Raw genomic sequence first — 18,745 nt, 5'->3', positions numbered from 1 at the left:
TGTTGCCATAAAAGTTAGAGAGTGGTAGCATGTGGCTATGCGGCGAGTTGCCCTAGCCACCCTTTTGTTGGCGGGTTCGGTGAAGGCCCAGATGGCGGACGTGCCCCCAGGGCATTGGGCCGAGGGGGCGGTGCGGGCCCTCCTGGAGAAGGGCGTCCTCACGGGCTTCCCGGACGGCACCTTCCGGGGGAACCAGGCGGTGAACCGCTACCAGGCGGCGGTCCTGCTCTACCGGGCCTACCTCACCTGGACGGAGGAGGTCCTGGCCCGGGTGCGGAAGGCCCTGGAGGAGGCGGGGGCGGCCCCGGAGCGGATCGCCGAGCTCTACGGGCAGGTGGCCGACCTCCTGGAGGTGGTGCCGGAGGTGAGGCGGGCCCTGGAGGACCAGGGGGTGCGCCTGGAGGCCATGGAGAAGGACCTGGAGGAGGTGCGCCAGGCCCTCCTCACCGCCCTGGAGGCCCAGGCCGCCCTCAAGGACCTGGAGGCCCTGGAGGGGGCGGTGAGCCGCCTGGAGAAGGAGCTGGGGGCGCAGAAGGCGGCCCTCGCCCAGATGGAGGCCCGGGTGAAGGCCCTCGAGGCCGCCCTCGCCGAGCTCACCCAAAAGGTCCAGGAGAACGAGGCGGCCCGGGTGAAGGACGCCCAGGCCACGGGCAAGCGGGTCTACGCCCTGGAGGAGAGGACCAAGGCCTTGGAGGAGCGGGTGGACTCCCGGGCGAGGGCCCAGGTCTACGCCGGAGTGGGGGAGAGGGGCCCCTTCGGAGGCCTCGCCCTGGAGTGGAAGGAGGCCCAGGTGCACCTGGGCACCGACCGGGTGGAGGCCTCCTTCGGGGCGGGAAGCGTGCGGGTGGCCTACCGGAGCCTGGAGGGCCGGAGCGAGGCCACCGCCCGGGCCGGGCTCTTCCAGGGCATCCGCCTGGTGGGGGAGCTCGGGGCGGGGGACGGCGGCTACTACTTCGGGGCGGGCTACGTGGAGCACGAGCCCGAAGGCGGCCTCCTCCCCGGGGTGCACGCCCGCATCGGCCTCGGCGCGGGCCTCGTGGGGGGCGAGCCCGGGCGGTACTTCGTGGAGGCGCAAGGAGGCGCCTTCCTGGGCCCCGTGGACCTGACCCTGGGCTACGGACGCTACTTTGGCCTCGGGAGCGGGGACACCCCCTTCTCCGCCCTCTTCGCCACCCTGGTCTACCCCGGGGAGGGCTTCTTTGGGGAGGCGCGCCTGGCCTACGCCGTGCCCCAGGAGGACATCGGGCGGGACCGGGGCCTTCTGGTGGAGGGAGAGGTGGGCTTCCCCCTCGCGCCCTTCCGGGTGAGCCTCCAGGCGGGGTACCGGGACGGGCTTTGGGGGAGGGGCGTGGCCTCCCACGTGGACCGCTTCCGCTTCACCACGGCCACGGGCTTCTACGGGGGCGTGCGGTTGAGCTATGAGGTTCGCTTCTAGCGCTTTCCTGGCCCTTGCCCTCCTCCTTTCCTCCTGCACGGAGCTCCAGCGGGAGTTCCAGGGCCCGGCCCGCCTCGAGGTGGCGGGGGTCAAGGAGGGGGCGTGCGCCACGGTGAAGGTGGGGGGCCAGAGCGCCACCCGGTGTGGGGACTACACCTTCCGCTTCACGGGGGTGTTCGGGAAGGTCCCCGTGGAGGTGCGGGTGGAGTGGCAGGGGGTGGAGGTCCAGGGCTACCAAGGGGAGGTGGAGCTCAGGCCCGGGGGCATGGCCCGGGTGGAGGTGGCCCGGAGGACCCTCGCCTTGCGGGCGGAGGCCCCCTGGGCGAGCGGCGCCGCCACCTACGAGGCCTGGGTGGACGGGGAGTGGGCCTTCGGGGTGGCGGCCTACCCCGACCCGGCCCCCTCGGGCCTCGAGGGCATGGTCCTGGTCCACCGGGGCGGGGCCTCCTTCCAGGTGCCCACGGCCCCCAGGGCGGTGATCCGGGTGCGGGACGGGGCGGGGGAGGCCCGGGTGGAGGTGGCCTCGCCCCAGGACGGCGGGGTGGTGCGGGTGCCCGAGCCCCGGTACGCCCCCATCCACCTGACCCCGGAGGAGGTGGCCTCGAGGGTGGGGTGCGTGGCGGCCTTCCTCGGGGACGTGGAGCGGGCCCGGTCCTGCACCCCGCCCTTCGCCCTGGCCGTGAGCCCCCCGGACGGGGAGTACCGGGAGGTCCTCCTCGTGGCCTACGCGGACGGCCTCCCCTTCCAGGAGGGGCGGGTGGTGGCCCGCTCCGGGGAGAGCCGGACCGTGCCCCTGGCCCGGAAGCGGGTGCGGGTGGAGCTCACCGCCCCCGGGTTCACGGCGGACGTGCAGGCGGTGGGCGAGGTCTGGCTCCGGGGGGAGGACCAGGAGGGGGTGGCCCTCTACGGCGACCCCCCGCCTCCCGGGTACGAGGGCTACCGCCTGGCCGACCGGGCCGTGGTGGTGAACGGGGTGGCGGAGCTTTCCGCCCCCACGGGGCGGATGGTCCTCTTCCGGCTGGTGGGGAACCGCACCACGGCGGGGGTGGTGGACCTCCTGGACGGCGACCGGAGGGTGGTCCTGCCGTGAGGGAGTGGGTCTCCCTCCTCGGGATGGCGGCCCTCGCCCTCCTCGGGGCCTGGTTCCTCCAAGCCTTGGTGGGCCAGGGGGTCCTGCCCTTCCTCCTCGCCCTCTCCCCCCTCCTCCGGGCCCTCTTCCGGGGAAGGGTGGGGGTCTACTACGGGGGGGCGGTCCTGGGCCTGGCCGGGGCCATGGTGTGGAGGCTGGGCGGCTCCTACGCCGCTATGGCCTACCTGGCCCTGGCGCTGGCGGCGGACGGCTTCCTCCGAGGGGAGGAGGAAGGCTATGGCTTCCTGGTGGCCTTCTTCCCGGCCCTCCTGGGCTTCTACCTGCTTCTGGGGGTGTAGATGGAAGCGCTCTGGAAGGAAATCGCGGACAAGCTTTCCTCCTTCGAGGAGGAGGTGGCGAAGGAGGTCTTGGAGAAGGCGAAGGGGGTCTTCCCCACCCGGAGGGCGAAGGAGGCCTTCCGGGCCCTCGCGGGGAGGTCTGCCACCCCCCTGGAGGAGCCCCTCCTTCGGGTGGCTACCGCCCTCGTGGAGGAGGGGCTGGCGGGGAGCTACGAGGAGGCCTTTGGCGTCCTCGGGGTGGAGGCGGAGCCGACCCAGAAAGACCCCGCTCCTTCGCAGGCTCCTCCTCCGGCAGAGGCGGCGCAGGCCCCTTCCCCGGTGGAGGCTTCTCCTCCGGTAGAGGCTTCTCCCCCGGCGCCTTCTCCTCCGGTGGAAGCTCCTTCTCCGAGGCAAGCTTCTCCACAAGGCGTTCCCCTGACGGGGAAGCAACCAGCGGGGGCGCCTCCCCCTCCCAGCCGGGCGGAGAAGACTTCCCGGTCCCAGGACCAAAACGAGGCGGCGCGGGACTCGAGGTGGCGGCGGGCCTACCAGGAGGTCTTCGGCCAGGACCCCTCGGAGGACCCCCTCCTCTACCGGGAGCGCCTGGCCCATGCCCTGCTCTTCTACCGACCGGAGCAGGGGCGGCGCCGGGCCTTCGAGGAGGTTCGGGAGGTGGAGCGGCGGCTCCAGGAGTCCCGGGGCCGGGCCCGGGAGCTTCTGGGCTCGGAGCCGCAGGTGGACGTGGGGGCGGCCTACATCCAGCTGGGGAAGCTCTCCGCCCAGCTGGAGGACCTGGCGAGGCGGGTGGAGCGCCTGGAGGAGGCGGTGCAGAAGGAGGCCTCCCGGTTCGGTGGGGTGAACGCCGCTCTTCGGCTCCACCACCAGGAGATCCGGGCCCTGAAGGCCCTGGTGGAGGGCCTAAGAACGGGGGACGGCGTGGACTGGAAGCGGCTGGAGGCGGCGGTGCGGGCGGCCAAGGCCGAAGCCATCCAGGAGGCGGAGGAGCGGATCCAGGGGGCCACGGCCCTGTGGCGGGGCGAGGTGGAGCCGAGGCTCAAGGCCCTGGAGGAGTGGGCCAAGCGCATCACCGAGGCCTTCCGCCGCACCCTCGAGGCTAAGGAGCGGCGGAGGGGCCTCTTCGGGCTCTTCGGAGGTGATCGGTGAACGGGGGAGACGTGGCGTTCAAGGCGGGGGACGTGGTGTTCACCGTTCCCCGGAGCATGTTCCGTGCGGACGTAAACGGGGTTGTCCAGGTGGGGGAACACCAGGTGCCCGCCAAGGTGATCTACGCCGCCTGGGCCGTGGGCGTGGACGAAGGGGTGAAGGCGGGGGTGGTCCTGGGGGCGGGCCTGAGCCTGGTCCTGGTACTCGGGGTCTTGTTTCTCCTCCGGGCGGTGAACGCCTGGCGGGAACGCAGGCGGTGGACGCCCCTGGACCGGGTCCTGAGGTGAGCCGTGCTCAGGGTCTACGCCCAGGCCGCCATCGGCGCCGCCGCGATGCCCGTGGTGGGCTTCATCACGGGAAAAGTGGTGGGGGAGGCTATGGCGAAGTTCCCACTCCTGGCGGTGGTGGGCGTGGTGGTCTACGCCGTGGCCCTGGCCGCGAGCTACGCCCACCTCCGGCACTACTACGCCCGCTTTGACGGCGAGGGGGTGCGGGCCTCCCCCTTCATCGCCTTCGCCGTGGAGGTGGCCACCTTCTACCTCTCCTTCGCCTCCGTGGTCCTGGGGAGCGCCTGGGCCCTCTGGGGGAGCCTCATCGGGGCCGGGGTGGTGTTCTGGGGGAACCTGACCTCCATGAGCCTGGGCTTGGCGGAGCGGAAGCGGAGCGTGGACGCCCGGGCGCCCGCCGCTTTCCCGGTGGGGGAGCTCCAGGAGGTGAACGGGGCCGTGAACGCCGTGGAGCTCCGGAGGGAGGAGAGGGAGGAAGCCCTTCCCGTTCCTCTGGAGAAAGAAGAGCTTTCCCTGCTGGGGGCCCTCGAGGTCCCCAAGGGGCCGAGCGCCCTGGCCCGGGAGCTCGGGTGGCCCAAGTCCACGGTGGCCAAGAGGCTCCAGCGCCTGGTGAGCCGGGGCCTGGTAGAAGCGAGGGATGGCGTCTACCGCAGGACGGAGAGGGCTTCGGCCTGAGCTTTTGGGGGCCCTGGCGGGGCTACTGGATGGCCCCTGGGGGGCTCCCTTCACCGGGGCCCTATTCGCCAGGCGGGTGGGGTGGAGGGAGGCCTTCTTCTCCGGCCTCGGGTGGCTCACGGCGGGGATGAAGGGGGCCTCGCCCCTCCTCGCCCTCTGGGTGGGGCAGGGGGTCCTGGCCCTCTGGAGGCGGGGGGGCTGGTGGCGCCTAGGGGCGGGCCTGGCCTTCCTCCTCGGGGGCCTCCTCTTCCGGGGCCTGTGGCTCGCCCCCCTAGGGGTGGTCCTGGCCGGGGTCCTGCCCGGAGGATGGCGGTACGCCGCCCTGGCCCTGGCCGGGGTGGGCGTGTACGGGTGGACGGGACTTCTCCTCTCCTTGGGAGCCTGGGCGGCGGAAACGGTGGGTCTGGAGAGGGGTGAGCGGTTCCGGGGCATGGACGTGCCCGCCCTGGTGTACGGGGGGGTCCTCTTCCTCCGGAACATGCTCCTGGAGGTGGTGAACGGGTGAACGGCGCGCTCCTCGCCCTCACCGGACTCGCCCTGGTGGCGGGATACGCCGTCTACCTGGCGTTCACCGTCCTTCGCTACCGGGGTGTCCCTGTTCCCCTCGAGGCGGGCCCCTTCGCCGGGGAGGCTTTGCGGAAGGGCCTCACGGGCTTCCGGGTGCGGGTGGGCCGGAGAAACGGCGTGCGCTACCCGGAGCGGAGCGTCTACCTGACCCGGGCCGTGTACGAGGGGAAGAGCCTATACCACCTGGCCGTGGCCGTTCACGAGGTGGGGCACGCCCTGCAATGGCGTGAACGCCCCGAGATGGTGCGGGCCGCGCAGGGGGCCCTGACCCTGGCCCTGGGGCTTCTCGTCCTCGGGTTCCTGGTGGGCCCGAGCCCCCTCGGGGCGGCCTTCCTCACCGGGGGGTATGGCCTCTTCCTCGCGAGCCTTCCCCTAGAGGTGGACGCCAACCGGCGGGGCCTCGAGGTCCTGCCCCCGGAGTGGAGGGAGGAGGCGAGGCGGGTGATGGCCGCCCTCACGGGCTCCTACGTGGCGGTGCCCTTGGGCGGGCTCCTGGTGGCCGTGGGGTTCCTCGTGGGGTGGTCTTAGCTACACGCCGTTCCCCTCTCCCTTCCCCGTGTAGCTAAGACGCGCCACCAAAATCCAAACCCCGGAGCTCAGCGCCCCGGGGTGCCACGGAAAAGAAGGCTTCGGCCTTCCGAGATCCAGTATATCACGCCTCGGCCTTCCTCGGCGGGAGGACGGTGGCGTCCACGGTGCCGTCCTCGTTCTCCTGGAGGGCTAGGGCGGCGCCTTCCTTGGCCGCTTCCCGGAAGGCGGAGAGCCAGGCGTGGGTCCTGGGGGCCTCCCGGAGGTCCACGTCCAGGTAGGGGCCGAGGACGGGATCCTCGCCGATGACCATGCGGACCTGCTCCTCCTCCCCCTGGTCCCGGGCCACCGCCAGGAAGAAGCCCGCCAGGTTCTCCAGGTAGGCCCGGCCCTGTCCCTTGGGCCTCGCGTACTCGCGGAAGGCTTCGGCGAGCATGGCCCAAGTATAGCACAAAGTACCTTATTGTCTGAAAGCGGTCTTAGTGGTAGCATTAAATTGCCATGGAAGAGAAGGTGTTGATCTTCAAGGACACGCGGCACCAGGAGGCTTTCCGTAAGGCGCTGGAGCGGGCGAGCCTGGGCCGGGCGGTGATCCGCCCCGACCACGGGTGGCCCAAGCCGGCCCTCAGGGTGCGGGGGGTGAACCTCTCGCACGTCCTGGCCGCGGCCATCTGGGCGGGCTTCGAGCCCGAGGTGGTGCTGGAGTAGGCCTTCCGCCCTTCTTTGCCCTGGAAGGACGCCCTTATCCTTCCGGGGTTTCTTGTCGTGGCGCGTTATGACCAGGTACAATGTCTATGGTCATGAAGGTCTCCAAGTCCTACTTCAAGGCCCACGCCCTGGAACTCCTCCGCCGGGTGGAAGCCACCGGGGAGCCCCTCCTCCTCACCCACCGGGGCCGTCCCGTCCTGGAGGTGCGCCCCTACCGGGAGGAGGACCCCAGGGAGAAACTTTTGGGCACCCTCCTCCGCTACGAGGACCCCACGGAGCCCACCGGAGAGGCCTGGGAGGTCCTGGCGTGAGGGGGCCCCTGGTCCTGGACACCCACGCCTGGGTCTGGTACCTGGCGAGCCCGGAAGTCCTCCCCAAGGGGCTGGTGCGGACCCTGGACGAGGCCCGGGCGAGGGAAGCCCTCCACATCTCGGCCATCACCCCCTGGGAGGTGGCGGTCCTCGCCCAAAAGGGTCGGGTCGCCTTTTCCCTGGAGCCCCGGCGTTGGCTGGAGGAGGCCTTGCGGGTGCGGGGGATCGGGGTGGTTCCCCTGGACGCGGGGGTCGCCCTGGAGGCGGCCTACCTGGACCTGCCCCACCCGGATCCGGCGGACCGGTTCATCCTGGCCACGACCCTGAAGCTCGGGGCGGTGCTGGTGACCAAGGACGAGCGCCTGAGGCGCTACGCTAGGTCCAGGAGCCTCTGGGGGTAGCGATGCTTCGGGAACAAAACAAGCGACTGGCGAAGCAAGCGGTGAGGGAAGTCTTCCGTAGCCGCCTCTTCTGGCTCATGGTGGCCGGAGGGGTGGTCCTGGACCTGGCCCGGGAGGGGACCTGGCTCCTGTACCTGGCGGCGGGGGTCTTCCTCTTCCTCATGGTGCTCGGGTTCCTCTTCTCCAGGCCCTCCCTCTTCTCCAACCCCTTCGACCCGTTCTGGTCCCTCGAGGAGGAGGCCCGAGGGCTCAGGCGGGAGGTGCGCGAGCTCAAGGAGGAGGTGCGCCGCTTGAGGCGGGGAAGGTAAAACCTTTCGGCCCCCGGCGGAGGGCCAGGGGCCTACTCGGTGGAGGTAAAAAACGACCGACAGCCAGCAAGCGGCTTCGGCCCTTTCAGTTTAGCCGAGGAGGGCCCTTCAGCGCAAGAGGTAGCCACACAAGCTTGCTTTCCTCCGCCTTAAGAGGTACCATGAGGGCGGAGGTAAAAAATGCGCACCGACAGCGTCCGGCTCATGGCGGAAGGCGTTCGGCTTTTGACGAGGGAGCAGGTCATGAGGGCGTTCGTCGCGGAGGACTACGAGGCGCTGGGGCGGCACTACTACGCCCTGGCCCTCAAGGAGGGCTTCTCCCGGTTCCACCTCCTCGGGGACGAGGCGTTGGACCTCGCCCAGGAGGTGGCCCTCAGGGTCCACGGCTCCCTCAAGGCCTGGCGGACGGGCGAGCGCAAGCTCCCCTCTCCCTCCAAGAACCTCACCTTCTGGGTGATGGTGGAAGCCGACCGCGCTGTGCGGGAGTGGTTCTACCGGAACCGGGGGGTGGGGTACACGAACTCCCGGCTCGTGGCCAAGGTCAAGCGGGCCACGGAAGGGCTTCAGGCGGAGCTCGGGCGTGAACCCACGCCGGAGGAAGTCGCCGAGAGGCTCGGGATCCCCTTGGAGGTGGTGGAGGAGGCCTTGGCCGTGGCGGAGGCGGAGGCCATCCTCAGCCTGGACAACACCACCGAAGAGGGCACCCGGCTGGAGGAGTTCGTGGGCCACGACCCCTGGGAGCGCGAGGAGGAGAGGGACTTCGCCTTCAAAGCCCTGGAAGAGGCCATCGAGCGCTATGGCCTCCGGCGGAAGCTGGGCGAGAAGGAGGCGGAGCTCTTGGAGCGCTTCCTAGAGGGCGGCTTGGAGGAAGAGGGGCTTGAGGAGCTTGAAGCGGCCCTGAAGGAGGCCATGACGAGGACCCAAGCAGTCTAGGCGGTTTCGGCACCTTGCACCTCGCCTTGGAGGGACCCCCTTATCCCTCCAAGGTTTCGTTATTGCCAGAAGAGGCGAAAACAGGTAGCATGAGGTTGGAGGTAAAAGATGACCAAGGTCAGCGTTCGTAGCCTCTTCTGGGCGAGCGGCAAGGCGGCGGCTTCGGTGGAGGAGGCCCTCGAGGCCCTTCGGCGGCTCTGGAAGGAGGACGGGAGCGTGAGGGACCTGATGACCAAGGCGGCGAAGGAGGGCTACGTCCTGGTGGACACCCGGGACGTGCCCGCCCCCTTCGTGGCCGCGGTCAGGGTGGCCCTGGCCCGCCTCCGGGAGCGCCTGAAGGAGGAGACGCCCTCCACCTTGCTCGTGAAGGGCACGGGCAAGGCCAAGGAGGAGCGCAAGCCCATGGTCTGGGAGTCCCCCGAGGGAGTGAGGTACGCCGTGGAGGTGTACGACCTTACCCCGAGGGAGGAGAAGCATTGGGGCCTTCGGGACAAGCGGGTGGAGGACGCGGCCAAGTGGTTGGAGCGGTTCCTCTCCGGGGTGGAGTACGAGGAGGGCAGGAGCCCCCTCGAGGAGGCCCTGGAGCACGAGGACAACCCCCACTTCCGCCGCGAGGACCTCATCCCCGAGGACCTGGAGGCCCGGCTCAGGCTCCTGGGCTGGGACGGCTCCTTGAGGACCCTCCAGGCCCTGGTGGCGAGCCTCACCGCCAGGGAGAAGGCTTTCGTAGAGGCGGTGCGGTCCATCTCCGCCCTGGTGGACCGCGAGAAGGGCCAGGTGGTGGCCCTGAAGACCCCTATCGGGTGGGAGGTGCGGCAGAGCATCTCTAGGGAGGCGATGAAGGCCGTTATGGCCGTCGGCCTCCTGCAGGAGCTCGTGAAGAACCCCTCCTGGAAGGTCCCCGAGGTGCGCCGCCACTTGGAAGCGGTGGCCGAGGTGGACACCCACCTGAGGGGGCTCTTGGCGGAGCTTGAGGCCATCGGCACCCTCCGCAAGGCCAAGTACCACCTGGACGAACTGGGGCGGGGCAGGGCGATCGCCGTCTACCGCGACCCTGCCACCGGGGAGCCCGTCTACCGGACCCCGGTCATCGGGTAGACACCCTTCTTTGCCCTGGAAGGACCACCTTATCCTTCCGGGGTTTTCTGTTTGGCGGACATCCTCTTTTGGCAACGCAGGTTGCCCGACACCCCTCCTTCCCCGATTTTCCCTCCCGCTTGTTGCGACCGAGCATTTGCTCAGGCACGACATTGTGTTTACTGAGCATTTTGCTCACCCGCAACATGGTTTCTACCGAGCATTTGCTCAGGCACAACATTGTGTCTACCGAGCAGATGCTCAGACGCAACATAGTGTCTACCGGGCACCTTCTCAGACGCCCACCTTTCCCGCGCCCCTCCCCGGTGTCCTCCTGGGTAAGACGGGGACACCACCGTCCCCCCGGAAAGGACACAGCCTCGAGGCTCCCCCCCCGGCAGGCGGCTCCCCTGGTGGGCGGCCTGCGCCTTCTACCCCGCCACCTCGCCCTCCTCGGGGGGCTCAGGTGGCTCCTGGAGAGGCTTTGACACACCTGTGCCACCAGTTGTGCCACCGGTTGTGCCAGGGCGGTACGGGCCCGGGACACCCCACAGAACACCGGAACGGCTCGCCGGAACACCCCTGGAACACCTTGGGCGGCCTCGAGGTCAGGTGGAGCACCTAGACCGACGGAGCGCCCGGGGTGGAACGGCCCAGATGAGCGGGGGGGCCTTCCGGCCCCTCGGGGAAGGCCGCTATGGAAGCGCTAAAGCGGTTCGCCCGGGTGAGCGGGAGCTTCGCCGTGGTCTTTGAGGAGGGGAAGCCCGTGAAGGTGGCTGGAAGGCCCCGGCCCCAGGACCACGCCTTCCTTATGGAGCTCGCGGAAGAGGTGGTGCGGGCCTTCGCTCCGGGGAAGAGCGGCCTCGTCCTGGTGAGCCCGGAGCGGGTGCGGGTGGCGTATAGGGAAGAGGGCCTGGGGGCCTAGCGGCCCCACGGCCAGGGGCAGGAGGTGCAAGATGGTCGCGCTCCTGCCCAACACGGACGGCGTTCCCAAGGCCAGGCTCTCGGACCGGGCCCTGGAGGGCCTCATCCGGCGGCACGGGGCCTATGTCCACCCCCGGCTGGTGGAGGAGGGGTGGGTGGACCTGGAGGACCTCGAGGCCCTGGGCCACGTGGAGGTCCTGGAGGTCCAGCCCCTTCCGGGGGAGAAGGTCTTCGTGCCGAGCCGGGCCGGGTGGGTGGTCCTGGAGGTGGCTTAGGGCCAGGGGGGGCCGGGTGGCCCCCCTTCGCACCCGGGTGGAGGTGGGAGATGCGGCGAATCCGAGTCAGAAAGCACCTAGAGGAGATGGCCCAGGCGGCCCGGGCCCTCGCCCTCTACGCCGAAGACCTCCACGCCTTCCTCTCCGAGCACCCCCTGGAGGCGGAGCGGGTGGCCCGGGAGGTGAAGGAGGCGGTGGAAGGGCTCAGAGGGCTGGCCTCCCGGCTCTACGCCCTCGAGGCCAGGCTCAAGGCCCCCTACGAGGACAACTCGGCGGTGGCGCTCAGGCGGGAGCTTTTCGGGGAGGTCTGACATGGGCCACACGCACTACTGGCGGATCAGGACGGAGGCGAAGGAAGCGGTGGAGAAGAGGCTTGGGGCCGTCCTCGAGGACTTCGCCCGGCTCCTTCCCCACCTTCCTCCCCTAGCGGGGCCGGACGGGACGGGGGGGCCAGTCCTCTACCCTCCCGAGGTGGCCTTCAACGGCCCCGCCCCGGAGGACTACGAGTCCTTCGTCTTCCCCTGGTGGGAGGAGAAGAAGGAGTGGTCCTTCGGGTTCTGCAAGACGGGGTTTGCCTGGGAGGACAAGCGCCCCTACGACCTCGCCGTCCGAGTCTTCCTCCTCCTCGCCAAGCTCCACCTGGATGCTGCGGGGGACGGACCGGAGCGTGGCGGGGACCTCGTCCAGGTGGCCTCGGACGCGCCCCTCGCCGACTGGGCGGAGGCCGCCCTCCTGGTGGAGGGGGTCCTAGCCCTCCCCGTAGACCTCTACGGGCTCCTTGGGGCGCGGCTCCTGGAGGTGGAGGACGCCCGAGGCCGCCGCTTCCTCCTGGAGCGGTGGAAAGAGGACGACAGGGAGCTAGACGACTGGCTCCGGGCCCGGGAGCGCATGGACATGAACCGGGAAGGGCGCATCCCCTGGCCCTTCCGGGGGCCGTACCGGGTCCTCGGGGAGGTGCACCTCCCCCAGGAGGAGCTTCCCCGGCGCTGGGCCAGGGAGGGGTTCTACAAGCGAGGGTGAAGGGGAGGGCCCCCCAGGGCAGGGGGGCCTTCCGGCCCCTCGGGGGGGACCGAAGGAGGCGCGATGAAAGCTAAAGAGGTGGTCCAGAGGCTTAGGGCGGACGGCGTGGCCCGGGTGGAAGGCGTGGTGGAGCCCGAGTGGGGCCATGAAGCGGTCTGGTTCTTCGGAAGCCAAGGAAGGCCCCTCCAGGACTTCTACGAGGAGGAGGTGGCGGCCCTCCTCCTCGAGGCCACCGCGCGGTGGGCGGACGGGCCAGGGGCCTTCACCTTGGACCTGGAGGCGGGCCGGGTAGTGGTGGAGGTCTTGGAAGAGCAGGACTACGGCTACGAGGTCCTCCGCAGGGAGGAGGTCTCCCTGGAGGACTTCCTGGAGTAGGGGGCCTGGAGGAGGGGAGGGGGTTGTCTTAGCTACACGCTCCCTCCCCTTTCCCCTTCGTGTAGCTAAGACCGGGAGCCCGGGGACCGCAAGGTAGCTTCGCTGACAACGGCCCCACGGGAGAGGACGGAAAGGAGGGCAAAGTGAAAGGCGGCTGTTGGGACGCATCTGCCTTCGCCGAGGAGGCCAAGGGGATCCTTGAGGACTGGCTCAGGGGGCTCCTCACCGACCGGGAGGCCCTCGAGGCCATCTTCCAGGCCGCCCGGGAGAACAACTTCTCCCCGGAGGTGGACGAGGAGGGCTAGGGGGCCTGAAGGCCCCACGGGAGAAGGACGGGAGGTGGAGGATGAACGAGCTCAGGCTCACCCCCGAGCAGGCCGTGGCCCTCCTCAACCTCCTCCAGGCGGAGGAGGACTGGGAGGGCGAGCTTCCCCGGACCCTCCGGGAGGTGAAGGAGGCCCTGAAGGCGTGGCTCAAGGAAGAGGGGCTTAGGAAGAGCCCCGCGGGGAGCTACTACCTGGTCAGGCGCTAAGGGCAGGGGGGGCTTTAGCCCCCCCCCGTAGGCCCGGCGAAAGGAGGAAGGATGAAGGCGATTCTGAAGGCGTACCTGGCGAGGAAGCCCGAGCTGGTCTACACCAACCAAGGGACGGCGATTTGGAAGACCTCCGTGGCGGTGCGGGGGCGGCGGAAGGAGGACGAGGCGGTCTTCCTCGAGGTCCTGGCCTTGGGCGGCCTCGCCGAGGCCCTGGCGGAGATGGACCCGCCCAAGGGGACTTACGCCCACCTGGAGGGCAGGCTCCAAACGGAGACCTACGAGGGAAAGGACGGGAAGAAGACCCGGCTCACCCTGGTCCTGGACGACTTCGCCCTTCTGGTGCGGCCCAAGAAGGCAGAAGGGGCGGAGGGAACGCCGAGCGAGGACCTGTTCTAGAGGGCAGGGGGGCGGCGGAGAGCGAGGTGTGGGGGTTTGAGGAGCTACCGTTCTGAGGCCCCTTTAGTGCCCGGGGGAGGGTTCCCTTCCCCCGGGCCTTGCTTGGGGTAGCCTGCCCTCAGCTCTCGCAGGCTTGGCAGGAGAGGAGGAGGTCCCGGCTGTAGGCCTGGGCCACGCTCTGGCTGAACTGGTAATAGAGGGCCTTGAGGCCCGAGCGCCAAGCGTGGAGGACCAGGGCGTTCACGTCCTTGGGCGGGGCCTCCGGGTGGATCACAAGGTTCAGGGACTGCCCCTGGTCAATGTGCTTCTGCCTCGAGGCCGCCAGGTTCACCAGGGTCATCTGCGAGACTTCGGCGAAGGTCTTGAACACCGCCTTTTCCTCATCGGTGAGGAAGTCCAGGTGCTGCACGGAACCGTTGTGCTCCAGGATGCTCCGCCAGACTTTTTCCTCGTCCTTGCCCTTTTCCCTCAGCACCTCCTCCAGGAAGGGGTTCTTGAAGGGGACGCGAGCTTTCTGTAGGTCCTTCAGGTAGTAGTTGCTGGTGTAGGGCTCTATGGAGGGAGAGACCTGGCCCAGGATGAAGGCGCTGGACTTGGTGGGAGCGATGGCGAGGAGGGTGGCGTTGCGCCTTTCCTTAAGCTCCCCCACCCCGGCGAGCTCGTCCTCGGGGTGCCGCTTCCTCAGCCACCTCGAGGCCTCCTCGGCCCGCTCCCGTATGGTCTTGAAGATCTCGGCGTTCCTACGGAAGGCCTCGGGGCTTTCCAGGGGGATTCTTTGGGACTGGAGGTAGCTGTGCCAGCCCAGGACCCCGAGGCCGATGGCCCGGTAGCGCTTGGCGAAGCGCACCGCCCGCTCCATGTAGGGGATGCCCTCCGCCTTCTCAATGAAGTCGTCCAGCACGGAGTCCAGGAAAATGACCAGGGTCTCCACCGCGTCCGTGTCCTTCCACTCCTCGTAGTGGAGGAGGTTCAGGGAGGAGAGGCAACAGACGAAGCTCTCTTCCTCCGAGGAGGGGAGCATGATCTCCGTGCAGAGGTTGCTGGCCCAGATGGTCTTGCCGAGGGTTTTGAAGACCTCGGGGGCCTTTTGGTTGGCGTTGTCCCGGAAGAAGAGGTAGGGGATGCCCACCTCGGCCCGGCTCTTCAGGACCTTGGCCCAGCGGGCCCGCTTCTCCCCGTCCCCGGCGATCATCTCCTCAAGCCAGCGGTCCCCCACGCTCACCCCCCAGAAGAGGGACTGAACCGGGGAGTGCTCCCGCTGGATGGAAAGCCACTCCTCGAGGTCAGGGTGCTCTATGTCCAGGTAGGCGGCGCACTGGCCCCTGCGGGTGGAGCCCTGGTTGAAGACCTCGATCACCCGGTCAAAGAGGGAGGCGAAGGCAAACGAGCCGTTGCTCTCCCCGTTGTCCCGGATGGGGGCCCCCCGTGGGCGGAGCCTTCCCAGGTAGAGGGAGGTCCCTCCCCCCTGCTTGCTCATCATCCCCACCTCAGCCACCGCCCTCAGGATGGAAGCGGTGTCGTCCTCCACGTAGGTGCCGTAGCAGGAGATGGGAAGGCCCCGCCTGAGGCCGTAGTTGGCCCAGATGGGGGTGGCGAGGGAGTACCAGCCCCGGGCCACGTACTCCTGGAACTTGCGGCCAAACCCCTCCACCTTGGTGAGGGCCTCGGCCCGCTGGGCGATCTCCCTCACCCGCTCCTCCACGCTCACCCCGGGCAGCAGGTAGCCCCGGCGCATGTAGAGGCGGGTGTGCTCGTTGGCCCAGTACCAGGGCTCGTAGGTCCGCTTGGTCTTGGTCATGCCTCCTCCTTCAGAAAAGCTCCTCCGGATCAAAGCTTTGTACCCTGCGCGCGTAGGCCACGCTCCGCTTGTTGAAGAAGTCCACCTCCTTGTCGGCGAGGAGCTCCAGGGTGAACCACTCCGTGTCCCGAAGCCTCGCCCGGTCCACAGGGAAGGCTTCGGGGAGTCCATGGAGGGCGAGGACTTCGTTGAAGCGTCCCTTGAGGAACTCCAGGGTTTCTCCGTGCCCCACCAAAGAGGGTTCCCCCATGGCGAAGAGCCAGTCCAGGAGGTTTTCCTCGGCCCGGAAGAGCTTCTGGGCGAGGCGTAGAGACTCTTCCTGAAATTCCTCCCCCAGGGCCTCGGGGTGCTCCGTCCTGAGGAGACGGAGGAGCTCCACCCCAAAGAGGCCGTGGACGTTCTCCTCCTTGCTGGTGGCCTCAATGGCGTTGGAGATCCCTTTGTAGCGGTTGCCGCGGCGGTTTAGGGCCATGAGGACGTAGAACTGGGAGAAGAGGGAGACGTGTTCCGTGAAGGCGGAGAAGAGGAAGAGGGCGAGGGCGTATTCCCGCAGGTCCTTCCCCTGGGCGCGCCGAAGGGCCTCTCCCAGGGCTTGGGCCCGATCCCGGAGGGCGCTCGCCCCCTCCAGGGCCTGTCCAAAGGCCTCCTCCAGGCCCAAAAGCTCCAGGAGGTGGGCGTAAGCGTTGGCGTGCCGTACCTCGCTCTCGGCGAAGGTGAGGCCCACCTCGGCGATCTCGGGCTTGGGAAAGCGGTCGTAGACCCGGGCCCAGAAGAGCTTGACGGCGAGCTCCACCTGAGCGATGGCGAGGAGGGCGCGCTCCACCAGGGAGCGCTCCTTCTCGTCGGCCAGGGCGTGGTCCTGAAGGTCGGACTGGAAGCTGAACTCCGTGTGCACCCAGTAGCTGTGCCGGATGGCGTCCCGGAAGCGGAGGAGCTCGGGGTACTCGTAGGGGCGGTAGGCGAGCCTAGGCGCCGTGAGGGGCACGGGCCTCACCTCCTTCCAGGGGAGGCACCGGGCTTGGCCTCCCCCTTTCGTCCACCGCCACCAGGACAAACCCGCCCCGGGCGGCCAGGTAGGCCTCCTCGCCTTCCTTCACCGGCTCCACCCACATCTCCACCTCCACCCGCATGGAGGTGCGCCCCACCTCCCGCACCCGGGCCACCAGCTCCACGATGGCCCCCAGGGGGACGGGGCGCTTGAAGTCCACCGCGTCCGCGTGTACCGTTACCACCTTCTTGCGCGCGTGGCGCGTGGCGGCCACAAAGGCCGCCTGGTCCATCCAGGCCAGAACCGTTCCGCCAAACAGGGTTCCGTAGTGGTTGGTCTCCCCGGGGAAGACGGGGTAGACCATCCGCGTCTCCCGCATAGCGCCTCCTTGGGCGGGAAAAGCTTCCTAGAGCCGAAGGGCCTCTTTCGGGCGCTGGGCCCGTGACGGGTTTTGGGGGTTAGGCTAAGGTCCCACGGGTCTCACCACCTTCACCCTTGCCTCGAGGGCTACGGGGCAGGGCCGCGAAGCGGGTACTCGGGCTTCCGGCCGGGGCGGAGGGCGCGACGCTTGGGCCGGTTACCGTTGCGGGACAGCGCCGGACTTTCACCGGACTTCCCCCACCGCCTTTGGGCGTCCAGGCCTGTCGGCCTGGCATCGCGGCCAGGACACCCTAAGTCTTGGGCGTCCTGCCCAAGACCCTACCACAGGTTGGGTAAGGGGTCAACGGGAAGGGGGGCGCCTCGAGAGGCCCTTCCGCCATCGCGTTTTTGGGCCAATCCCCTGGGCCGACCCGGGTGGGGGGCGGTCCCTCGCCGACCCCCTCGAGGACCGGCAACACCCCCCTATCCCCCGTGCGGCTAGACAGTGCGAGGTTGTGCGCCAGGGGAAGGGCGGGCCTCCCCGAAGAGGTGGAGGAAGAGGGCCTCCAGGCTCGGCGTTCCCCTGGAGACCTCGAGGACCTCCACGGGAAGAGTTCCCAAGGCCTCCCGCAGCGCCTCCCACGGCCCGAGGAAGAAGAGGACCTCGGGGCCCTCGGCGCTCCAGCCGGGGCCTAAGGCCTGGAGGAGGGCCTCCGCCTTGGGCTCGGCGAGGCGCACCCGGTACCCCTCCCCGGCCCAGTCCCGGAGGAGGGCCCGGGTGGGGCCCTGCCGCCGCACCTCCCCCCGGTGGAGGAAGGCCACCCGGTCGCTCACCCGCTCCACCACTTCCAGGTCGTGGGAGGTGAGGAGGATCCCCCACCCCTCTTTCTTGAGCTCCAAGAGGATGCCCTCAAACTCCCTCCGGCTCACGGGGTCCAGGCCCAGGGTGGGTTCGTCCAGGAGGAGGAAGCGGGGCTTGAGGGCCAGGGCCAGGGCCAGGGCTGCCTTCTGCTGCATGCCCCGGGAGAGGGAAGCGAGGGGGGCGTGGAGGCGGTCCTTTAGGCCGAAGCGCTCCAGCCAGGCCTCAAACCGGGGGCGGACTTCCTTTGGGGCAAGCCCCCGGATGCCCCCGAAGTAGAGGGCGTTCACCAGGAGGCTCAGGTTGACGTAGAGGTTGCGGCTTCCTTCCAGGAGGACGCCAAACTCGTGGCCCTGGGGCCTGCGCCGCGCCCCGCCCCCCTCCAAGACCACCTCCCCGGCGTCGGGGAGGAGGAGGCCGAGGACGACCTTGATGAGGGTGGTCTTGCCCGCCCCGTTGGGGCCCAAAAGGCCCAGGATCTCCCCGGCCCCAAGCTCCAGGCTCACCCCTTTGAGGGCCTCCAGTTTCCCGAAGCGCTTGTGGACGTTCTGCACCAAAAGCCGCATCAGTACCTCCCTAAAAGGCCCCTTCGCCGCACCCCCGCGTAGACCCAGGCCATGGCGAAAAGCCCCGCCCCGAGGAAGAGGAGGGCCTGCACGAAGGCGAGGAGGAGAAGCCCGGGGGACGCCCCCTCCCCGGTGAGGGCGAGCTTCAGGAGCTGCGTCCCCGGGGCAAAGGGGAGGGGGGTCATCCAGGGAGCGAAGCGAACCAGGGAGAAGAAGTAAGGAAGGAAGAGGAACTGGACAATGGTGAAGAAGCCCTCCACCTGCTTGAAGTGAAGGGCGAGGGCTCCCATGCCCAGGGCGAAGCCTAGGGCGGCGAGGTAGAGAAGCAAAAGGCTCAAAGGCCACCAGGGGGCGGGGGCGAGCCGCACCCCGAGGAGAAGGGCGAGGGGAAGGAGGACAAGAGCGCTTGTGGTGATGCCCTGAAGTCCCCGTACGAGGGCGCGCAGGAGGAGCTGTCGGAGAAGCCCTCCCCGGGCCAGGCCCAGATGCTCCAGGGTGCCTAAGGCGGCCTCGGACTGGACGGAATAGGCGATGGACTGAAAGGTGCCCACCACCAGGTTGAAGGCGGCGAAGACCAGGAGGAGGGGGCCCAGGTCCAGACCTAGGCTCGCCAGCCCCTCGGGGGTCAGGTTCTCCAGGCCGAGGACCATGGAGTAGAAGAAGAGGACGGAGGCCAAAAGCCCCGCCAGGGTGTCAAACCAGTAGCGCCTGGTCAGGTTCCACTCCAGGAGAAACTCGCTCCAGAGTTGCCAGCAGAGCATCACACCTCCTAGAACCTCCCCAATATACCCCGCCTGCGCACCAGGCGGTACATGTAGGCCATGGCCCAAAGCCCCAGGGCGAAGAGG

28 protein-coding genes and 1 riboswitch are annotated in these 18,745 nt (G+C 69.1%); of the genes, 22 read left to right on the top strand and 6 right to left on the bottom strand.

Annotated elements, in window-relative coordinates:
- Positions 1-37: 37 nt before the first annotated feature.
- The 8 genes from BLP62_RS14360 to BLP62_RS14350 are packed head-to-tail and all read left to right on the top strand — an operon-like array spanning position 38 to position 6,063.
- A complete protein-coding gene (locus tag BLP62_RS14360; RefSeq protein WP_093007010.1) occupies positions 38-1,435 on the top strand; it encodes an S-layer homology domain-containing protein in 1,398 nt (465 codons plus the stop codon).
- Positions 1,419-2,525, top strand: a complete 1,107-nt coding sequence (locus BLP62_RS14355) for a hypothetical protein (protein ID WP_093007008.1) — start codon at positions 1,419-1,421, stop codon at positions 2,523-2,525. Before BLP62_RS14360 ends, BLP62_RS14355 begins: the two co-directional genes overlap by 17 nt.
- Positions 2,522-2,863: a hypothetical protein gene (locus tag BLP62_RS06385; protein ID WP_093007006.1), complete on the top strand. Its 342-nt coding sequence runs from the start codon at positions 2,522-2,524 to the stop codon at positions 2,861-2,863. The genes BLP62_RS14355 and BLP62_RS06385 overlap by 4 nt, the downstream gene beginning before the upstream one ends.
- The gene (locus BLP62_RS06380; RefSeq protein WP_093007004.1) at positions 2,864-4,006 is read left to right on the top strand and encodes a hypothetical protein; all 1,143 of its coding nucleotides are present in this window, start codon (positions 2,864-2,866) and stop codon (positions 4,004-4,006) included.
- Positions 4,003-4,293 carry a hypothetical protein gene (locus tag BLP62_RS06375; protein WP_093007002.1) on the top strand — a complete coding sequence of 97 codons (291 nt, stop codon included), beginning with the start codon at positions 4,003-4,005 and terminating at the stop codon, positions 4,291-4,293. Before BLP62_RS06380 ends, BLP62_RS06375 begins: the two co-directional genes overlap by 4 nt.
- A gap of 3 nt (positions 4,294-4,296) precedes the next feature.
- Positions 4,297-4,968 carry a helix-turn-helix transcriptional regulator gene (locus BLP62_RS06370; protein ID WP_093007000.1) on the top strand — a complete coding sequence of 224 codons (672 nt, stop codon included), beginning with the start codon at positions 4,297-4,299 and terminating at the stop codon, positions 4,966-4,968.
- A complete protein-coding gene (locus BLP62_RS06365) occupies positions 4,931-5,473 on the top strand; it encodes a hypothetical protein (RefSeq protein ID WP_093006998.1) in 543 nt (180 codons plus the stop codon). Before BLP62_RS06370 ends, BLP62_RS06365 begins: the two co-directional genes overlap by 38 nt.
- A complete protein-coding gene (locus tag BLP62_RS14350) occupies positions 5,470-6,063 on the top strand; it encodes a zinc metallopeptidase (RefSeq protein WP_093006996.1) in 594 nt (197 codons plus the stop codon). Before BLP62_RS06365 ends, BLP62_RS14350 begins: the two co-directional genes overlap by 4 nt.
- 124 nt (positions 6,064-6,187) lie before the next feature.
- Here the strand turns inward: BLP62_RS14350 and BLP62_RS06355 are convergent, their stop codons facing one another.
- Positions 6,188-6,499: a hypothetical protein gene (locus BLP62_RS06355; RefSeq protein ID WP_093006994.1), complete on the bottom strand. Its 312-nt coding sequence runs from the start codon at positions 6,497-6,499 to the stop codon at positions 6,188-6,190.
- A 65-nt stretch (positions 6,500-6,564) separates the two neighbouring features.
- Here BLP62_RS06355 and BLP62_RS06350 point away from each other — a divergent pair, with 65 nt between their 5' ends.
- The 14 genes from BLP62_RS06350 to BLP62_RS06295 all read left to right on the top strand — a co-directional run bounded on the left by BLP62_RS06350 (position 6,565) and on the right by BLP62_RS06295 (position 13,326).
- Positions 6,565-6,771 carry a hypothetical protein gene (locus tag BLP62_RS06350; protein WP_093006992.1) on the top strand — a complete coding sequence of 69 codons (207 nt, stop codon included), beginning with the start codon at positions 6,565-6,567 and terminating at the stop codon, positions 6,769-6,771.
- An 80-nt stretch (positions 6,772-6,851) separates the two neighbouring features.
- Complete coding sequence (locus BLP62_RS06345; RefSeq protein WP_093006990.1) at positions 6,852-7,082, top strand: type II toxin-antitoxin system Phd/YefM family antitoxin; 231 nt, start codon at positions 6,852-6,854, stop codon at positions 7,080-7,082.
- A complete protein-coding gene (locus BLP62_RS06340; protein WP_093006988.1) occupies positions 7,079-7,483 on the top strand; it encodes a type II toxin-antitoxin system VapC family toxin in 405 nt (134 codons plus the stop codon). The genes BLP62_RS06345 and BLP62_RS06340 overlap by 4 nt, the downstream gene beginning before the upstream one ends.
- A 41-nt stretch (positions 7,484-7,524) precedes the next feature.
- Entirely contained in the window at positions 7,525-7,791 is a 267-nt protein-coding gene (locus BLP62_RS06335; RefSeq protein WP_241374202.1) for a hypothetical protein, read from the top strand.
- Between the two features lie 243 nt (positions 7,792-8,034).
- Complete coding sequence (locus tag BLP62_RS06330; protein WP_241374201.1) at positions 8,035-8,724, top strand: sigma-70 family RNA polymerase sigma factor; 690 nt, start codon at positions 8,035-8,037, stop codon at positions 8,722-8,724.
- A gap of 108 nt (positions 8,725-8,832) precedes the next feature.
- Entirely contained in the window at positions 8,833-9,822 is a 990-nt protein-coding gene (locus BLP62_RS06325; RefSeq protein ID WP_093006982.1) for a hypothetical protein, read from the top strand.
- Positions 9,823-10,498: 676 nt separating this feature from the next.
- Positions 10,499-10,726 (top strand): hypothetical protein, encoded by a 228-nt coding sequence (locus BLP62_RS06320; protein WP_093006980.1) that lies wholly within the window; start codon positions 10,499-10,501, stop codon positions 10,724-10,726.
- A gap of 31 nt (positions 10,727-10,757) precedes the next feature.
- Entirely contained in the window at positions 10,758-11,000 is a 243-nt protein-coding gene (locus tag BLP62_RS06315; protein WP_093006978.1) for an RNA 2'-phosphotransferase, read from the top strand.
- Positions 11,001-11,050: 50 nt separating this feature from the next.
- Positions 11,051-11,311, top strand: a complete 261-nt coding sequence (locus BLP62_RS06310) for a hypothetical protein (RefSeq protein ID WP_093006976.1) — start codon at positions 11,051-11,053, stop codon at positions 11,309-11,311.
- Between the two features lies 1 nt (position 11,312).
- Positions 11,313-12,020: a hypothetical protein gene (locus BLP62_RS06305; protein ID WP_093006974.1), complete on the top strand. Its 708-nt coding sequence runs from the start codon at positions 11,313-11,315 to the stop codon at positions 12,018-12,020.
- A 63-nt stretch (positions 12,021-12,083) separates the two neighbouring features.
- A complete protein-coding gene (locus BLP62_RS13720) occupies positions 12,084-12,395 on the top strand; it encodes a hypothetical protein (protein ID WP_172960805.1) in 312 nt (103 codons plus the stop codon).
- A gap of 143 nt (positions 12,396-12,538) precedes the next feature.
- On the top strand, positions 12,539-12,700 hold the full coding sequence (locus tag BLP62_RS13715; protein ID WP_176758158.1) for a hypothetical protein: 162 nt from the start codon (positions 12,539-12,541) through the stop codon (positions 12,698-12,700).
- A gap of 41 nt (positions 12,701-12,741) precedes the next feature.
- Entirely contained in the window at positions 12,742-12,927 is a 186-nt protein-coding gene (locus BLP62_RS06300; protein WP_093006972.1) for a hypothetical protein, read from the top strand.
- Between the two features lie 51 nt (positions 12,928-12,978).
- Entirely contained in the window at positions 12,979-13,326 is a 348-nt protein-coding gene (locus BLP62_RS06295) for a single-stranded DNA-binding protein (RefSeq protein WP_093006970.1), read from the top strand.
- 118 nt (positions 13,327-13,444) lie between these two features.
- Here BLP62_RS06295 and BLP62_RS06290 read toward each other — a convergent pair whose 3' ends face one another.
- The 5 genes from BLP62_RS06290 to BLP62_RS06270 all read right to left on the bottom strand — a co-directional run bounded on the left by BLP62_RS06290 (position 13,445) and on the right by BLP62_RS06270 (position 18,658).
- A complete protein-coding gene (locus BLP62_RS06290) occupies positions 13,445-15,124 on the bottom strand; it encodes a ribonucleoside-diphosphate reductase subunit alpha (protein ID WP_014511005.1) in 1,680 nt (559 codons plus the stop codon).
- A 10-nt stretch (positions 15,125-15,134) separates the two neighbouring features.
- Positions 15,135-16,109, bottom strand: a complete 975-nt coding sequence (locus BLP62_RS06285; RefSeq protein WP_038043754.1) for a ribonucleotide-diphosphate reductase subunit beta — start codon at positions 16,107-16,109, stop codon at positions 15,135-15,137.
- The gene (locus tag BLP62_RS06280) at positions 16,090-16,491 is read right to left on the bottom strand and encodes an acyl-CoA thioesterase (RefSeq protein WP_014511003.1); all 402 of its coding nucleotides are present in this window, start codon (positions 16,489-16,491) and stop codon (positions 16,090-16,092) included. Before BLP62_RS06280 ends, BLP62_RS06285 begins: the two co-directional genes overlap by 20 nt.
- Positions 16,492-16,621: 130 nt before the next feature.
- A riboswitch (cobalamin riboswitch) is annotated at positions 16,622-16,793 on the bottom strand.
- A gap of 177 nt (positions 16,794-16,970) precedes the next feature.
- The gene (locus tag BLP62_RS06275; protein ID WP_093006968.1) at positions 16,971-17,897 is read right to left on the bottom strand and encodes an ABC transporter ATP-binding protein; all 927 of its coding nucleotides are present in this window, start codon (positions 17,895-17,897) and stop codon (positions 16,971-16,973) included.
- The gene (locus BLP62_RS06270; RefSeq protein WP_093006966.1) at positions 17,897-18,658 is read right to left on the bottom strand and encodes an ABC transporter; all 762 of its coding nucleotides are present in this window, start codon (positions 18,656-18,658) and stop codon (positions 17,897-17,899) included. Before BLP62_RS06270 ends, BLP62_RS06275 begins: the two co-directional genes overlap by 1 nt.
- Between the last annotated feature and the right edge of the window lie 87 nt (positions 18,659-18,745).

Source organism: Thermus arciformis (genome assembly GCF_900102145.1).
In the GTDB taxonomy this organism is placed as follows: domain Bacteria; phylum Deinococcota; class Deinococci; order Deinococcales; family Thermaceae; genus Thermus; species Thermus arciformis.
This window is presented reverse-complemented; position numbering and strand designations above follow the sequence as displayed.

What these genes read in the sequence shown, in the direction of transcription:
- BLP62_RS14360 (WP_093007010.1), top strand. Translation starts at nt 38, where the DNA reads ATGCGGCGAGTTGCCCTAGCCACCCTTTTGTTGGCGGGTTCGGTGAAG.
- BLP62_RS14355 (WP_093007008.1), top strand. Translation starts at nt 1,419, where the DNA reads ATGAGGTTCGCTTCTAGCGCTTTCCTGGCCCTTGCCCTCCTCCTTTCC.
- BLP62_RS06380 (WP_093007004.1), top strand. Translation starts at nt 2,864, where the DNA reads ATGGAAGCGCTCTGGAAGGAAATCGCGGACAAGCTTTCCTCCTTCGAG.
- BLP62_RS06365 (WP_093006998.1), top strand. Translation starts at nt 4,931, where the DNA reads ATGGCGTCTACCGCAGGACGGAGAGGGCTTCGGCCTGAGCTTTTGGGG.
- BLP62_RS06355 (WP_093006994.1), bottom strand. Translation starts at nt 6,499, where the DNA reads ATGCTCGCCGAAGCCTTCCGCGAGTACGCGAGGCCCAAGGGACAGGGC.
- BLP62_RS06350 (WP_093006992.1), top strand. Translation starts at nt 6,565, where the DNA reads ATGGAAGAGAAGGTGTTGATCTTCAAGGACACGCGGCACCAGGAGGCT.
- BLP62_RS06345 (WP_093006990.1), top strand. Translation starts at nt 6,852, where the DNA reads ATGTCTATGGTCATGAAGGTCTCCAAGTCCTACTTCAAGGCCCACGCC.
- BLP62_RS06330 (WP_241374201.1), top strand. Translation starts at nt 8,035, where the DNA reads ATGAGGGCGTTCGTCGCGGAGGACTACGAGGCGCTGGGGCGGCACTAC.
- BLP62_RS06325 (WP_093006982.1), top strand. Translation starts at nt 8,833, where the DNA reads ATGACCAAGGTCAGCGTTCGTAGCCTCTTCTGGGCGAGCGGCAAGGCG.
- BLP62_RS06320 (WP_093006980.1), top strand. Translation starts at nt 10,499, where the DNA reads ATGGAAGCGCTAAAGCGGTTCGCCCGGGTGAGCGGGAGCTTCGCCGTG.
- BLP62_RS06315 (WP_093006978.1), top strand. Translation starts at nt 10,758, where the DNA reads ATGGTCGCGCTCCTGCCCAACACGGACGGCGTTCCCAAGGCCAGGCTC.
- BLP62_RS06310 (WP_093006976.1), top strand. Translation starts at nt 11,051, where the DNA reads ATGCGGCGAATCCGAGTCAGAAAGCACCTAGAGGAGATGGCCCAGGCG.
- BLP62_RS06305 (WP_093006974.1), top strand. Translation starts at nt 11,313, where the DNA reads ATGGGCCACACGCACTACTGGCGGATCAGGACGGAGGCGAAGGAAGCG.
- BLP62_RS13720 (WP_172960805.1), top strand. Translation starts at nt 12,084, where the DNA reads ATGAAAGCTAAAGAGGTGGTCCAGAGGCTTAGGGCGGACGGCGTGGCC.
- BLP62_RS06300 (WP_093006972.1), top strand. Translation starts at nt 12,742, where the DNA reads ATGAACGAGCTCAGGCTCACCCCCGAGCAGGCCGTGGCCCTCCTCAAC.
- BLP62_RS06295 (WP_093006970.1), top strand. Translation starts at nt 12,979, where the DNA reads ATGAAGGCGATTCTGAAGGCGTACCTGGCGAGGAAGCCCGAGCTGGTC.
- BLP62_RS06290 (WP_014511005.1), bottom strand. Translation starts at nt 15,124, where the DNA reads ATGACCAAGACCAAGCGGACCTACGAGCCCTGGTACTGGGCCAACGAG.
- BLP62_RS06280 (WP_014511003.1), bottom strand. Translation starts at nt 16,491, where the DNA reads ATGCGGGAGACGCGGATGGTCTACCCCGTCTTCCCCGGGGAGACCAAC.
- BLP62_RS06275 (WP_093006968.1), bottom strand. Translation starts at nt 17,897, where the DNA reads ATGCGGCTTTTGGTGCAGAACGTCCACAAGCGCTTCGGGAAACTGGAG.
- BLP62_RS06270 (WP_093006966.1), bottom strand. Translation starts at nt 18,658, where the DNA reads ATGCTCTGCTGGCAACTCTGGAGCGAGTTTCTCCTGGAGTGGAACCTG.